The 14,760-nt window shown below is 70.4% G+C and carries 14 protein-coding genes; 4 read left to right on the top strand and 10 right to left on the bottom strand.

Annotated elements, in window-relative coordinates; translation table 11 throughout:
• Positions 1–768 precede the first annotated feature (768 nt).
• From AB0H84_RS35045 to AB0H84_RS35070, 6 genes are all read right to left on the bottom strand, one after another.
• Positions 769–1,605: an ABC transporter permease gene (locus AB0H84_RS35045; RefSeq protein WP_357614071.1), complete on the bottom strand. Its 837-nt coding sequence runs from the start codon at positions 1,603–1,605 to the stop codon at positions 769–771.
• Complete coding sequence (locus AB0H84_RS35050; protein WP_357614074.1) at positions 1,602–2,627, bottom strand: ATP-binding cassette domain-containing protein; 1,026 nt, start codon at positions 2,625–2,627, stop codon at positions 1,602–1,604. Before AB0H84_RS35050 ends, AB0H84_RS35045 begins: the two co-directional genes overlap by 4 nt.
• Positions 2,628–2,709: 82 nt before the next feature.
• Positions 2,710–3,639 (bottom strand): phosphotransferase, encoded by a 930-nt coding sequence (locus tag AB0H84_RS35055; RefSeq protein ID WP_357614077.1) that lies wholly within the window; start codon positions 3,637–3,639, stop codon positions 2,710–2,712.
• 78 nt (positions 3,640–3,717) lie between these two features.
• A complete protein-coding gene (locus AB0H84_RS35060; protein ID WP_357614080.1) occupies positions 3,718–4,275 on the bottom strand; it encodes a hypothetical protein in 558 nt (185 codons plus the stop codon).
• Positions 4,276–4,435: 160 nt separating this feature from the next.
• Entirely contained in the window at positions 4,436–4,918 is a 483-nt protein-coding gene (locus AB0H84_RS35065) for a pyridoxamine 5'-phosphate oxidase family protein (RefSeq protein ID WP_357614083.1), read from the bottom strand.
• Positions 4,915–6,318 (bottom strand): MFS transporter, encoded by a 1,404-nt coding sequence (locus AB0H84_RS35070; protein ID WP_357614086.1) that lies wholly within the window; start codon positions 6,316–6,318, stop codon positions 4,915–4,917. The genes AB0H84_RS35065 and AB0H84_RS35070 overlap by 4 nt, the downstream gene beginning before the upstream one ends.
• A 362-nt stretch (positions 6,319–6,680) precedes the next feature.
• Between AB0H84_RS35070 and rsgA the strand changes: the two genes are divergently transcribed.
• The 4 genes from rsgA to AB0H84_RS35090 all read left to right on the top strand — a co-directional run bounded on the left by rsgA (position 6,681) and on the right by AB0H84_RS35090 (position 11,243).
• Positions 6,681–7,775: a ribosome small subunit-dependent GTPase A gene (gene rsgA / locus AB0H84_RS35075; RefSeq protein WP_357614089.1), complete on the top strand. Its 1,095-nt coding sequence runs from the start codon at positions 6,681–6,683 to the stop codon at positions 7,773–7,775.
• Positions 7,776–7,825: 50 nt separating this feature from the next.
• Positions 7,826–8,338 (top strand): N-acetyltransferase, encoded by a 513-nt coding sequence (locus AB0H84_RS35080; RefSeq protein WP_357614467.1) that lies wholly within the window; start codon positions 7,826–7,828, stop codon positions 8,336–8,338.
• Positions 8,339–8,515: 177 nt separating this feature from the next.
• On the top strand, positions 8,516–9,604 hold the full coding sequence (locus AB0H84_RS35085; RefSeq protein WP_357614092.1) for an FAD-dependent oxidoreductase: 1,089 nt from the start codon (positions 8,516–8,518) through the stop codon (positions 9,602–9,604).
• A 16-nt stretch (positions 9,605–9,620) separates the two neighbouring features.
• On the top strand, positions 9,621–11,243 hold the full coding sequence (locus AB0H84_RS35090; protein WP_357614094.1) for a thiamine pyrophosphate-binding protein: 1,623 nt from the start codon (positions 9,621–9,623) through the stop codon (positions 11,241–11,243).
• Here AB0H84_RS35090 and AB0H84_RS35095 read toward each other — a convergent pair.
• The 4 genes from AB0H84_RS35095 to AB0H84_RS35110 form a co-directional block, all read right to left on the bottom strand.
• Positions 11,240–11,518: a hypothetical protein gene (locus AB0H84_RS35095; RefSeq protein WP_357614097.1), complete on the bottom strand. Its 279-nt coding sequence runs from the start codon at positions 11,516–11,518 to the stop codon at positions 11,240–11,242. The two genes, AB0H84_RS35090 and AB0H84_RS35095, sit on opposite strands and share 4 nt — an antisense overlap.
• A 72-nt stretch (positions 11,519–11,590) precedes the next feature.
• The gene (locus tag AB0H84_RS35100; RefSeq protein ID WP_357614100.1) at positions 11,591–12,571 is read right to left on the bottom strand and encodes an LLM class flavin-dependent oxidoreductase; all 981 of its coding nucleotides are present in this window, start codon (positions 12,569–12,571) and stop codon (positions 11,591–11,593) included.
• Between the two features lie 102 nt (positions 12,572–12,673).
• The gene (locus AB0H84_RS35105) at positions 12,674–14,002 is read right to left on the bottom strand and encodes a glycoside hydrolase family 6 protein (protein ID WP_357614102.1); all 1,329 of its coding nucleotides are present in this window, start codon (positions 14,000–14,002) and stop codon (positions 12,674–12,676) included.
• A gap of 128 nt (positions 14,003–14,130) precedes the next feature.
• Positions 14,131–14,700, bottom strand: a complete 570-nt coding sequence (locus AB0H84_RS35110) for a TetR family transcriptional regulator (RefSeq protein ID WP_357614105.1) — start codon at positions 14,698–14,700, stop codon at positions 14,131–14,133.
• Positions 14,701–14,760: the final 60 nt, after the last annotated feature.

Consider the following 14,760-nt stretch of genomic DNA (forward strand, 5'->3'; position numbering starts at 1 on the left):
ATGCAGCTCGGCGACCGCCGGCGGGCGGTCGGACACGCGCGGACCGCCATCCCGGTGCTGAGCCGGGTCGGCGCCACCGACGACGAGACCCAGCTCCGCGCGGTGCTGCTGATCGCCGCGCTCGCCGACGGCGACCTCGACACCGCGGAGACCGAGCTCGCCGAGATCGCCCGGGTCAACGACAACAAGTCGGTGCTCGGCGGGGTGGCGCTCGTCTCGTTGTGCGCGGCCGAGCTCGCCCTCGCCCGCGGCGAGACGGCCGCCGCACTCGCGGAGTACCGCCTGGCCGTCCAGCGGGCGCGCGACCTGCGCCTGGCCGGGGTGCCGCGCACGGAGTTCACCCCGTGGACGATCGTCGCGGAGTCGGTCACCCTGACGGCGTACGCGTACCACGCCCCGCCGGAAGACGTCCGGTACGGCGCGGAGCTGTTCGCCACCGCCCTGGGCTACGACCTGCTGACCTGGGGTAATCCCATCCTGGACTACCCCATGTGCGGCTCGATGATCTTCGCCCTCGGCGCCTGGGGGCTGCTACGGAGAGCCACGGCCCCCCGCGACGCCATCGGGCTGCTGGTGCTGGCCGAGCGGTTCGCGTACAACCACACCTTGCCCAGCATGGCCTTCGAGCGGATCGAGCCGTACGCGGAGCGGGCCGCGCCAGGCATGATCGCCGCCATGCGGGCCGAGTACGGCGATCGACGCGGCCCCGAGCTGCTGGACGAGGCGCGGAGCCTCCTTGATCAGGTCTCCGGCCGTGACGGGCGGAGGTCACATGTGCCGCTTGTAGCTGCGTACCGACAGCGGCGCGAAGATCGCGATGACGATCAGGCAGGCCAGGAGCGTCCAGGCCACCTCTCCGCTGACGAGGGCGCTGTTGGCGAGGTCGCGGGCGGCCGTGACCAGGTGTGAGACCGGGTTTACCCGTACGAACGCGGCCAGCCAGCCGGGCAGGGTCTCGACGGGGACGAACGCGTTCGACAGGAACGTCAGCGGGAACAAGATCATCATAGAGATGCCCTGCACGGCCTGGGCGCTCCGGGCGATCGTGCCGACCCAGGTGAAGACCCACGCCAGCGACCAGCCCGTGATGATCGCCAGCAGGATCGCGGCGAGCACGCCGCCCGCTCCGCCGCCCGGACGGTAGCCCAGCACCAGGCCCATGGAGAAGGTCAGAGTGGCCGCGGTCGCGTAGCGCACCAGGTCGGCCACCATCGGGCCGGCGAGCGGCGCGATCCGAGCGATCGGCAACGCCTTGAACCGGTCGAAAACGCCCTTCTCCATGTCCTCCCGTAGCTGCGTGCCCGTCGCCATGCACGTCGTCAACACGGTCTGGGCGAGGATGCCGGGAATCATCAGGGGCAGGTATCTCTCCACGTCGCCGGAGACGGCGCCGCCGAAGACGAACGCGAACATCGGGGTGAACAGGATGGGCTGCAACGCCACGTCGAAGAACTGCTCGGGGTTGCGGCGCATCTTCTTGAGCGCCCGCCACGCCATCGTCAGGGTCTGACTGATCGTCTCCCCCATGGAGACCCGCCGTCTGGCGGCGGCCACGCGGTCGGCGGCCTGGACCGCCTCGCGTGCGGGTGCGATCGTGGTGCTCATCGGTTCTCCTCCGTGCCGGTTCCGTCGCCCTCGTCCGTCCCGTGGCCGGTGAGGGCGAGGAACACCTCGTCCAGGCTGGGTTTGGCCACGCTCACCGAGGAGATCGACACCCCCGCGTTGCGCAGCGCGATCAGTACGTCGGCGGCCAGGTCGGCCCGGTCGAGGGCGACGTTGAGGCGGCCCTGCTCCGGGCTGAGGACCGGGTCGGAGCCGAGCACGCGCCGCACGACCTCCACGGCGGCGGGCACCTCCCCCGGCTCGGCGAGCAGCAACTGGAGGGTGGAGTTGCCGACCGCGGTCTTCAACTCGTCGGGGGTGCCCTCGGCGACCTTGCGGCCGTGGTCGATGACGGCGACGCGGTCGGCGAGCTGGTCGGCCTCGTCGAGATATTGCGTGGTCAGCAGCACCGTGCAGCCGTCGGCGACCAGACCGCGGATGGTCTCCCACATCTGGCCGCGCGTGCGCGGATCGAGACCGGTGGTCGGCTCGTCGAGGAAGATCAGCGGCGGCCTGGTGATCAGGCTGGCCGCCAGGTCGAGGCGCCGGCGCATGCCGCCGGAGAACTGCGCGATCGGTTTGTCGGCGGCATCCTCCAGGCCGAACTGGCCCAGCAGCTCGCCGGCGATGCGCCGAGCACGCGGCCCGGCGATGCCCTGCAGGCGGCTGAAGAGCCAGAGGTTCTCGCGGGCGGTCAGGTTCTCGTCGACCGACGCGTACTGTCCGGTGACGCCGACCAGCTGGCGGATCACGTGGGGGTTGCCGGCCACGTCGACCCCGAAGATCTCGGCGCGGCCCGCGTCGATCTTCAACAGGGTGGCCAGCATCCGTAGCGTGGTGGTCTTGCCTGCGCCGTTCGGGCCGAGGACGCCGAAGATCTCACCGAGGCGTACGTCCAGGTCGATCCCGTCGACGGCGCGGTGCTCGCCGAACGTCTTGGCAAGCCCTTCCGCACGTACGGCCAGATCGGCGTCCCCGCCGGCCGCCGGGCCGCCCCCGGTACGTCCGAGTTCTGTGATGCTCATGGCCTCACTCTCGGCGGTGTCGGTTTCACGGCACCCTCGACCGAGTTTCACCGCTTGCGGGGAGACCTGGGGAGCCGCTGCGTCAGGCCAGCTCGGCCCAGGGGGCGGGTGGGGTCGAGGCGAAGAAGCGGAGCAGGCCCAGGAGCCGGCCGGCTGGAGGGGCGGTCCAGTGGCGTTCGCCCGGGTGCGGGACGGGATCTGCCAGGCGTCCGAGTGCCCAGGTGAGGTGGAACCACAAGACGCGGGCCTCCCAGGTCGGTGCTGAGGCTCCTTCGCCGCTTTCCTGCCGGTAGCCGTCGAGCATGGCCGGGATGCTGGTCAAGGGCATCTTGGCGAAGTCGGCAGCAGGGTCGGCCCATTGGGCGTCGCCCCAGTCCACGATCGCACTGAGCTGGGCTGTCGCCGGGGAGACCAGGAGGTTCTGCGGAGCGAGGTCGCCGTGCACCAGGACCAAGGGCGGGTCCGCGGGGAGATGCGCCGCGAGCCGGTCGAACCAGCCGGTGAGCCAGCGGGCGGCCTCGGCGTCGATCCAGCCCGCCACGAGAAGGTGGTCGACGAGCGCCCAGGGGTCGGCGCTGCCGTCCTCCACGGGGACGGCAGGAAGGTCAGGTGCGGTGGCCGGGGACAGCCGGTGCAGTCTGGCCAGTTCCCGTCCCGCCTGGTGGGCGACACGGTCGGTGGTGGCGGGAGGTAGGTCGAGGCCTGCCAGATCCACCCCGTGCGCTCGGGCGAGCACCATGTAAGGCACGTCCACCACCGAACAGCTGTCGTCGAAGGCGACGACCTCCGGCGTCCGCACGCCCGCGTGCCGGGCGGCGGGGATGACCGCGACCTCCTTGACCAGGTCCGGGAGGAACTGCTTGGCCCGTGGGATGCGCAGGACCAGGTCGTCGCCGAGAAGGAGGACGTGGTTGGCCACCCCCTGCGGGAGGGGCCGTACCTGCTCGAAGGTGATCCCGTGCAGGCGGGCGATGGCGGCCAAAGTGTCGTCGTCAGTCTCGTATTCCACCATGGTCGAGCATGCTGACACGGACGTCCGGGACCCGTCTCTCCCTTTTCCAGCAGGTGCTGGACGGTGCGGGGAACGGGTTCACAGGCTCAGCACCACGATGCCCACGCCGAGGATGAAGTCGAGGACCATGCAGAACTCGGCCATCGAGCGCGCCACCACCTGCTTGGCCCGCCAGACGAGCACGTCCTGTACGGCGTGGCCGATCAGCGCCGCCGCGACCAGGAAGCCGCCGGCCTGGGGCGAGAGGGTGAGCGCCAGCAGTGCCGCCCCGCCGAAGAGCAGCATGGCCGGGACCTGCGCCGCCGTCAGCACCGGCTTGCGCAACAGCCCGCCCACCAGTCCGAGGACGATGAGCGAGAGCGCGCCGCCGACCAGACCGGGCCAGGGGTCGATCTCGAGCTTGTCCAGCACCACCCACGCCACGGTGCTGATGATGAAGAGGGCCCACACCGTGCCAGGCTTGCCGAGCACCGCCGTACCGAGGTAGATGAGCGCTGCCAGGAAGACCACGAACGCCAGGCTGCGGCCGTCCTCCATGTCGAGGAGGCTGAGGGCGGCGAAGCCCAGCCCGAGCAGGGTGGGCCAGCGATGGGCGACGGCCGGCAGCGCGCCGGACGGGGCGGAAGTCTGTGTCATGAGCCAAGGGTCGCCGGTGGGCCGCCGGCGGGACAGGACTTGCGCGCTCGAAGTCCGAAATCTTGGTGAGCTGGTCGGTGGGGAGGCCTGCCACGATGTCGGGTCTCATGGCAGGCCTCCCCCGCAGCAGGCACGCCGGCGTGCACCAGCCGGCCCGGCGTCACGCGTCCGGCGTCGTCCAGATGCGGCTGCGCAGGTCCATGCCGCGGATCACCTGGATGCGCCAGGGGTCGAGGCGAAGAACGTGCAGCTTGGGATCGGCGGGCGATCGCCAGAAGTTGCCGAGGTCGTAGCCGGCCCCACGCGGGCTGGTGGCACGGTAGAGGTCCCAGACGTGCCGCTTGACGTCCGGTTCCTCGACCCACGTGGCCACGGCGTCGATGGCGACCGAGTTGTTGCCCGGTTTCCAGTAGGAGAAGGAGGTGTGCGGGTTGCCCGCGAGGTGGGCCGCCTTGACCGGGGTCCGGTACGTGGCCAGCCAGCCGCGCGGCTGCCCGTCCACGGCTTCCCAGATCGGGATGAGGACGCGGGTGCGGGGGCGGTTCCTGGCGTCGACGGTGACCATGGTGGCGTACACGATGGCGCCGACGAAGGCGTTGAACTCGCTCTCGATCTCCGCGAAGGAGGCCACCGTGGAGGTCATCGCCCCCTCCTCAGGCCGAAGGCGCTGACCACGACCGCCAGGGACGCGGCGACGATGGGTACGACCAGGGCGGCGCGATAGCCGGCGAGCACGTCCGCCGCTCCGCCGCCCGCCGTCGTGGTGGCGACGATGACGGCGGTGCTGGCGGCGAGGCCGAGCGCGGCGCCGAACTGGAAGGAGGTGTACAGCAGTCCGCCCGCCAGTCCCTGCTCGCTCTCCTCCACGCCGTCGGTGGCGACGATGGTCAGCGGCCCGTACGCGAGGGCGAACGCCACCCCAAGAATGATCATGGTGGGGAACATGGCGAGGTAGACGGTGTCCAGGCCGATCGGCAGGAACAGAACATAGGAAAGGACGGCGAGCAGCAGCCCGGCCAGGATGACCTTCGGGTTGCCGTAGCGGTTGACCAGCCGGGGTGTGAGAGTGGGGGCGAGGATGGCGTCCGCGCCGATGGCCAGCATGGCCAGGCTGGTCTCCAGCGAGCTCCAGCCGCGCAGCTCCTGCAGGTACAGCACCGCGATGAACTGGAACCCGAAGAAGGCGCCGGAGAACAGCAGGCTCGCCAGGTTCGCCCGTACCAGCGGCCCGGAGCGCAGGATGCCCAGCCGTACGAGCGGAGCGGCGGACCTGCGTTCGATCACGACGAACAGGGCGATGAGGACGAGCCCCGCGGCGATGATGGCGGCGGTCCACCCCGCGTCCGCATGGGCGGCCCGCTCGACGCCGAGCACCAGCAGCATGATGGCGGCGGTGATGGTGACCGCTCCCAGCGCGTCCACGCGCCGATCTCCGGAGCGTTCCACCGAGCCGGCGGGGACCAGCGGCAGCGCCAGGACCAGGATGATCAGGGCCAGTACGGCGGGTGCGAAGAGCACCAGCCGCCAGTTCACGGCCGCCAGCAGTCCGCCGAGCACCAGGCCGAGCGAGAAGCCGCCCGCCGCGGTACCGGAGTAGACCAGCAGCGCCTGGTTGCGTTGCGGCCCTTCCTCGAAACTGGTGGTGATGATCGACAGCCCGGCCGGCGTCATGACCGCGGCGGCGACGCCCGCGACGAAGCGGGCGGCGATGAGCATCCAGCCCTCGCCGGCCATCCCGCCCAGGGCGGAGACGACGAGGAAGATCGCGAGCCAGAGCAGGAACATGCGCCGGCGGCCGAACAGGTCGGCGGCCCTGCCCCCGACCAGCATGAACCCGCCATAGCCCAGGACGTAGGCGCTGATCACCCACTGCAGCTCGCCGGTGGACAGGCCGAGGTCGGCCCGGATGGCCGGCAGCGCCACGTTGAGCATGGCGACGTTGATGCCTTCCAGGAAGATCGCCCCGCACAGGACGAGCAGCATTCCCCAGGCCCGCGGCGTCAGGCGCAAGGACGGCGGCGGTGATTGAACGGTGGCGGACACAGGAAACCTCTCCCATAGTTCTTTTTGGTAACAGAGGAATCTTGCGTGACCGTGGGCAACCAGGGAAGACGGCACTTCAAAGGCACCGAGTTACCGCACAGGAACCAAGGACGACCAGGGGCGTACGCGGCACTCCGCGGCAAGGAGTGCTACGGTGCCCCAAGCTGATGTTGGACATGGGATGAGGGGAGGTGAGGTTTGATGACCGCGGTGAAGACCGCTGCCCTGTGCAGCGCCCGGACAATCCTCACGTCCCGGGCCCCGGTCTGACCGACTTCTGCCCTCCTGTCATGAGCCGTCCGGCTCACGGAGTGGATGACGCCTGAGTCCTGCCGGGGTCCCTTCCCGCAAGGTGTCTCACGTTGAACCCTTCCTTCACGGATTCCTCCGTTCCCGCCGATGTCGACCTGTCCCAGTACGGGTGGACGCCGGCACTCGACGACGTCTTCGCCGATCACCGCAGGGCCGGCCTGGTACCCGCGCGGATCATGCGGGTGCATCGGGGCTCGTGTGACGCGATCACCGAGCACGGCCCGGTCCGGGCCGCCATCCCGGCGCGGCATGCCGCCGACCCCCTGGCCGCGCCGTGCACCGGTGACTGGGCGGCGCTGCGCCCCGGCCGAGATCCCGAGCTGGCGGCCGTACTGCCCCGGCACAGCGCGATCGTGCGCTCGTCGGCGTCACGCACCTCCCACGGGCAGGTGCTGGCCGCCAACATCGACACGGTCGTCATCGCGGTCTCCCTGGCCGCCCCTCTGAACGCCGCCCGGCTGGAGCGCTTCATCGCCCTCGCATGGAGCAGCGGCGCGCAGCCGTTGGTCGTCCTGACCAAGGCCGATCAGGCGGCCGACGCCGACGCCGCGCATGCCGAGGTCGGCGCGCTCGCGCCCGGCGTCGGCATCGTGGCCACCAGCGCCGCCACCGGCCACAACCTCGACGTCCTGACCGCGCTGCTGGGCGATGGCACCACGGTCCTGCTCGGACCCTCCGGCGCGGGCAAGTCCACGCTCGGCAACGCCCTGCTCGGTGAGGAACTGCTGGACACCGGCATGGTGCGGGAGCAGGACGGCAAGGGCCGGCACACCACCGTCCGCCGCGAGCTGGTCCGCCTGCCCGGCGGCGGCGTGCTCATCGACACTCCGGGCCTGCGCGCGATCAGCCTCCATGACGCCACAGACAGCCTGGAGCAGGTCTTCGCCGAGATCGAACAGCTCGCAGAAGGCTGCCGCTTCGGCGACTGCGCCCACGACGCCGAGCCCGGCTGCGCCGTACAGGCCGCCATCCAGGCAGGTGACCTGGCCCGACGCCGGCTGGACAGCTACCGCAAGCTCCAGCGCGAGACCGCCTGGCAGGCTTCGCGCACCGACGCCCGGCTGCGGGACGAGCGCGTCAACCGGCAGAGATCCATCACCAGCCATCTCCGCGCCACCTACAAGTTCCGGGACCGGCAGCTGTGAACGCGCACTACCCCTCGGACATGACCGTAGAAAAGGACTTCCGCACCGCCATGACCACACCTTGGATCACCCGTACCGAGACCGACGCCGACCGCGACCAGATCCGGGAGGTCAACCTCGCCGCCTTCCCCACCTCGCACGAGGCCGATCTGGTGGAGGCGCTGCGCGCCGACCCGGCGGCCTGGCTGCCCGGCCTGTCGTGGATCGCGCAGGAGCCCGGCGGCGCCGTCGCCGGGTTCGCGCTGCTCACGCGCTGCCACGTCGACGGCCTCCCCGCCCTCACCCTGGGCCCCTGCGCGGTGCGGCCCGAGCACCAGCGTCGTGGCGCCGGTTCGGCGGCCGTCCGCGCCGCCCTGGACGCCGCCCGGCAGCAGGGCGAGAACCTGGTCCTGGTGCTCGGCCACGCCGAGTACTACCCGCGCTTCGGCTTCGCCCCGGCCTCGCGCCACGCCATCCGGCCGCCCTTCGACGTCGAGGACAAGTACATGATGGCGCTCGTCTTCGATCCCACCCGGCCCGTGCCGTCCGGCACGATCCGCTACCCGGCCGCCTTCGGCGTCTGAGCCGATGCGGCGGGCGCCTGCCACCGGGGCGCCCGCCGCATGGCCGGATGGTCGGATCGCTGAACGGAAACGGCGGCCTGGCAGAACGCCGAGCGCTTGGCTACGATGCGATCACGGTCCATGACAGTGGGTAAGCGTCAGAGTGGACCGAGCCGCGACTGATTCGAGGGGTGGAACATGGCATCCGCCAACCTGCCGACGCCTGACTTCACCTTCGACCCGAATGCGCCAGGTGCGTGTCTCGCCGGGGTCCGGCCGTACCGTACCGGTTCCTTCCGGCTCGACGCCGAGACGGACTCCGGCAGGTTCGTCGTCCACAATTACGGCCATGGCGGCTGCGGCATCACGTTGAGCTGGGGCTGTGCCGCCAAGGTCAAGGAGATGGTCCAGAAGCGCATCGCCGTGTCGCACGACACGGAGGTCGCGGTCCTCGGCGCCGGGGTCATGGGGATGACCGCCGCCACCTTGCTGCTCGACCTCGGACTCAGGGTCACGATCTACACGGAGCGCGACCCGGTGCAGACCACGTCGTTCAAGGCGGGCGGCCACTGGGCCGTGTCCGTCGTCACGTACGAGGGCAAGGAGAACGAGCTCAAGGACATACTCAGGACGTCCTACACGACCTTCAAGAGCAGCATCGGCCATGGATTCGGCGTGTCCGAGCGCCCCAACTTCACGCCCAAGCCGTCGCCCAATCTCGATGTCGTGGAGCAGCTCGTGCCGGGGCTGCTGCCGGCTCGCGTCCCGCTGACCCGCCTGCCGTTCGAAGGCCACACCAAGCCAGGGTTCAGGTATCAGACGTTGCTGGTGGAGCCGCCGATCTTCCTCCCGCGGCTGGAGAGCGACCTGAAGGCACGCGGCGTCATGTTCGTGCATCGGTCCTTCACGAGCAAGCAGCACGTGTTCACGTCGCTGACGCAGAAGCTCATCGTCAACTGCACGGGGCTCGGCGCGAAGACGCTGTGGAACGACGCGAAGATGGTCCCCATCAAGGGGCAGCTCGCGATGCTGCCGGCCCAGCCGAATCTGCAGTATCTCTACGGCCAGGACGGCTACATGTTCCCCCGCGCCGACCATGTCGTCATCGGCGGCACCTTCGAAGAGGGCGTGAACAACGAACTGTTCGACAAGGCAGTGTGCAAGGGCCTGGTCAAGCACATGGCCGCGCTCTTCGGCAAGACCGCGCCCAGGCCCATGCCGGAGATCCACATCCACCACCCGCGCAACGCGGCAATGGTCAATCCGGCGATGCCGGTCCGCGTCTGATCCGGGGTCCACGGAAATGGCCTTCACCGTCGCCGACTACATCCTGACGCGGCTGAGCCGGCAGCAGGTCGACACGCTTTTCGGCGTGCCGGCCGCCTTCTGCGCGCCGCTGTTCGACGCGGTCGGCCCCCACGGCGTCAGAGCGGTCGTCACCGCGAGCGATCTGGAGGCCGGTTACGCGGCCGACGGGTACGCACGGATGAAGGGCCTCGGGGCCGTGGCGGTCGCCAACGGGGTCGGCATGCTGAGCATGATCAACGCGATTGCCGGCGCCTTCGTCGAGCGCAGCCCGGTCGTCGTCCTCAATGGCGGCCCGAACACCGGCAACCTCACCAACTTGCGGGACTTCGACGTCCTGTTCTCGCATTCGACCGGGCAGCCGGACACGGATCTGGCCGCGTACAGGCTCGTCACCGCGAGCGCGGCGCGTGCCGAAAAGGCGGCGGAAGTGCCGGCCGTGGTGGACGGCGCGATCGCGACCGCGATCAGGAAGAAGCGGCCGGTCTATGTCGAGATCAACAGGGACATCTGGAATCTGCCCTGCCCGATGCCGGCCGGGCCGCTGCCGCTCGCCATCCCGGCGGCGGGCACGGAGCAGCAGCTCGCGACCACGATCGTCGGGCTGATCCGCGCCGCGACGTCGCCGGTCATTCTCGTCGGCGCCGAGATCCAGCGTTACGGGCTCGCCGGCAAGGTGGCCGAATTGATCGCCAAGCTGGGCATCCGCTGGTCGACCGCGCTGCTCGCCAAGTCGGCGCTGCCCGAGGAGGGCAACGGCTGGGTCGGGGTCTATGCCCCGCCGCACTCCACCCCCGCCGCCGCGAACGCCGTCGAGCACGCCGACCTGCTCGTGATGCTCGGCTGCGTGTTTCCCAGCAACTACGCGCCGCTGGTGACGACCGGCGGCAACCGCATCGTCTCGGCCTATGACGGCAAGGTGAGGATCAAGGGCGGCCCCAAGCAGAACGCGGAGATCGGCGCTCTCGTGTCGGCGCTCGTCAGCGAGGCGGCGAAAGCGCCACCGAAGCCGGTGCCCGCCGCGGTCGATCCGCCCGCTCCCGCGCCGGCCACGGGCCCGTTGACCTACCGCCAGGTTTTCGAGCGCATCGGCGCCGCGCTGGACGACTCCTGGCTCGTGGTCCCCGACACTTTCCTGGGCGTCGCCTCGGCCGCGAACCTGCCGGTGAAAGGGCACGACTCGTTCATGTGCGGTGCCGTGTGGGCCTCGATCGGGCATTCCGTGGCCGCCGCGGTCGGCGCGTCGTTCGGATCGAGCAGGCGGCCCCTGGTCATCTGCGGCGACGGCGGTTTCCACATGACCGCGCAGGCGCTCTCCACTCTCGCGCGGTACGCCCGCAACCCGGTCGTCGTCGTCATCGACAACGGCATCTACGCCTTCGAGCAGTTCCTCATCGACGACGGATATTTCGGCAATCCCAGCGCGCAGCCGAAGCCGTACGTGGTGCTCGACCGGTGGGACTTCGTCAAGGTGGCGAACGGGCTCGGCGTGCAGTCCGCCCAGTCGGTCAGCACCGCGGCGGCCTTCGACCAGGCCCTCGCCACGGCGAAGGCGTCCGGCGCCCCGGCCCTGATCGTCGCGAAGGTCGATCCGCACGGCCTCCCGGCCGAGCTCTCCTAGAGCACGCCGAGCTCCCCGAGCGGCGTGCGCCAGTAGTCCTTGTCCAGGGGTCTGCTCTGGAGCAGGGCCTCGGTGTCGGCACGGGTGCGGTCGAGGTCGGCGGCGGCATGCAGGATCTTGTTGAAGGTCTTGAACGCCTCGTCGTCCCCCGGCTGCATCCGGCTGCGGCGGATGCGCTCGTACCAGTATTTCTGCTCCTCCTCGATCCTGGGCAGGAGCTCGGAACGGGTGAGCGTACGCGCTTCGTCGATGGTGAGCCGTTTGAAGCCGGACATGGGTTCATTGTGGCGCGGCGGTTCGAGAGCCGTGAAGTGCCGTGCGCGCCGAGGCACGTACTGGCGGGCTGATCAGAGGCCGTGTGCCTCCGCCAGCAGCTCGGCCGAGCGCAGCGCCGCCTTCCTGTCAGGCGCGGAGAAGGCCACGATCAGCTCGTCGGCCCCGGCATGCTCGGCGAACCGGGCGACATAGTCCTTGACCTCGGCCGGGTCGCCGACCGCCGAGTATTTGGCCATCTGCACGATCTGCCGCCCCGCCGGGGACTCGAGGATCATGTCGGCCTCCTCCGGCGTGAACGTGCGCCCCCGCCCCAGGAACCTGCTCACCCTCAGCCGCTTCGAGGCGAGGAACTGCTCCTGCGCCTCCTCCGACGTCTCCGCCGCGATCACGTTGAGCGCGGCGATGACGTATGGGCGGTCGAGCTGCGCGGACGGCTTGAAGTCGCGCCGGTAGAGCGCCACGGCCTCCTCCAGCGCGGTGGGCGCGAAGTGGGAGGCGAACGCGTACGGGAGCCCCAGCGCGGCGGCGAGCTGGGCCCCGAACAGCGAGGAGCCGAGGATGTACAGCGGCACGTCCGTGCCCTTGCCCGGCGTGGCGTCCACACCCGGGATGCGGGACTCACCCCTGAGATAGCCCTGCAGCTCCAGAACGTCCTCGGGGAACGAGTCGGCGGACGACGGGGTGCGCCGCAGGGCGCGCATGGTCTGCTGGTCGCTGCCCGGCGCGCGGCCGAGGCCGAGGTCGATGCGTCCGGGATGCAGGGTTTCGAGGGTGCCGAACTGCTCGGCGATGGTGAGCGGGGAGTGGTTGGGGAGCATGACGCCGCCCGCCCCGAGGCGGATCGTCCGGGTGTGGGCGGCGACGTGAGCGATCAGCACGCTGGTCGCCGAGGAGGCGATGCTCGGCATGTTGTGGTGCTCGGCGTACCAGACCCGCCGGTAGCCCAGCTCCTCGGCCCGCTGGGCGAGGGTCACGCTGGCGGCGAGGCTGTCGGCCGCCGTCTCCTCCTCGCCGATGATCGCCAGATCAAGGATGGACAGCGGCAGTGCCATGAGTACGCGCCTTTCCCCGAGGGTGTCGACCTGGCACTGTGCAACAGCCGCGAAGGCGCCGTTATTTCGCCGATGGGCCCCTTGACCGGGGCCCATCGGATCTCAGGAGGCCGTGCAGGTCACCGGAGCGGGGGTGCCGTTCTGGCCGTTCCAGTTGCCCAGGAAGCCGAATGTGGTGGTGGCGCCGGCAGGCAGGCTGCCGTTGTGGCCGGCGTTCGTGACGGTGACGGGGTTGCTGCCGGCCAGGGTGCCGTTCCAGAGCTGAGTGATCGTCTGCCCGTTGGGGAACGTCCAGCCGACCTTCCAGCCGGAGATGGCAGACGAGCCGGCCTTCACCGTGACCTCACCCTGGAAGCCTCCCTGCCACTGGCCCGTCACCTTGTAGGTGGCCGTGCAGCCCCCGGGACCCGTTGTGGGGGTCACGGTGGGGGTGACCGTCGGCGTCACGGTGGGGGTCACAGTGGGCTGGGGCGCGGCCATGGCCAGGTCGTACGCCCGCTGCGGCACGAACTGCCCGGCCGGCGCGATGCACCCGTCGGACTCGCCCGGCGGCTTGACCCAGAGGAAGGCGGCGATCGCCGGGTCACCCGTGTTGGTGGTGCTCCAGGTGCCCGTCGCGCGGCCCGCCGGGTCGCACCACTCGCTGCCCTGCGGCCCGTTGCCGTTGCGGCTGGTGTCGATGACCGCCTTCAGCCTGGACACGCCGGTCGCCGCGATGACGCTCTTGGCGTACGACACCAGTCCGGGCGTGGAGCGGTAGTTGGAGGTGTTGACCGCGATGCCGTCGGCGCTGTTGGCCACGTCGGCCCCGCCCAGCCTGGAGGCGGCCTCCGAGGGAGACAGCCACGCGTCGTGGCCGATGTCGAAGTACACCTTCACCTGCGACGACGTCCCCTTGAACTTCTTGCCGGCGTAGGCCATGGAGGCCTTGACCTCGGCCTGCTGCGCGGAGCTCATGCAGTTCGTCATGATGGCCAGCGCGTCCGGCTCCAGCACGATCGTGGCGGGCCGGCCGCCGAGTCCGGCCGCGATCTGGTCGATCCAGGCCCGGTACGCCGCGTGGTCCGGCGCGCCGCCCGCGCTCGCGCCGCCGCAGTCGCGGTTCGGCATGTCGTAGACGACCATGATGGGGATCTTGCCTGCCGCGGCGGCCGCGCCGACGTACGCGTTGACCTCGCCGCGCACGGTGGAGGGGTTGTACGACGCGAACCACCTGCCCTGAGGAACGGCGGCGATCCGGTCCCTGATCACCGGGGTACGGCTGTCGTTGGGGTTCGCGGCGACCCACGTGGCCGCCTTGGTCTGCGGATCCACGTAGAAAGCGGAGTCGGCGGCCTGGGCGGTGGTGGTCGAGGAGAGGACGACCGACCCCGCCACGGCCATGGCGGCCGCCGCGAGGAGCACCGCCAGCACGGGCCTTCTGCGAGACATGGAATTCACTCCGTCCGTCGTGCGGGAGTTTGGGAGCGCTCCCACCCGCATACGGATGGTAGGTAGCCGTCACTGCCCGCTCAAAGACCTCCGACCGCCGCGCGCGGCATCTCCCAGGCCAGGGCCACCTAGGAAGGTGAAACTTTCAAGCACGCCTCGAAGACCGCGGTCAGTCGATCGACGTCGGCCGGGGTGGGCGTCTCTGGGCCGATGCGGCGGCGCATGGCGCCGACGCCGAGGAGGACCGCGGTGGCCATGCGGGCCCTGGCGTGCGCGTCCGGGCCCTCCAGGCGCTCCTCCAACGGGTTGAGCACGGCCGTGAGCAGGCGCTCCCGGGCCACCGCCTGGACCTCGGGATGGCCCGCCGAGCGCTCCAGTGTGCGCAGGATCGGACTCTCCGGCGGGTGCTCCATGCGCTCGGCCGCGTATTCGGCCAGCCGCCGCGGCAGGCTCTCCTGATCGCCGGTGAACAGGTCGCTGAAGGCCGGCTCGCCGTCGAGAACCGCGCCGAAGAGGCCGGCCTTGGAGCCGAAATAGCGCCCCACCAGGGCGATGTTGGCGTCCGCGGCCGCCGCGATCATCCGCACGGTCACGCGCTCGTAGCCATGCTCCCCGAACAGCGTGCGGGCCGCACGCAAGATCCTCTCGCGAGTGGCCTCGCGGCCGCGTGGCCGGGCGTCCGTCACCTGGGCGTCCATGCCCGCACTCTACTCAACGGACCCCCACTTGCCGCGCGGCTAGTAAACGCGCGTATACTC

Origin of the sequence: Nonomuraea sp. NPDC050786 (assembly GCF_040654115.1) — a bacterium.
GTDB lineage: Bacteria > Actinomycetota > Actinomycetes > Streptosporangiales > Streptosporangiaceae > Nonomuraea.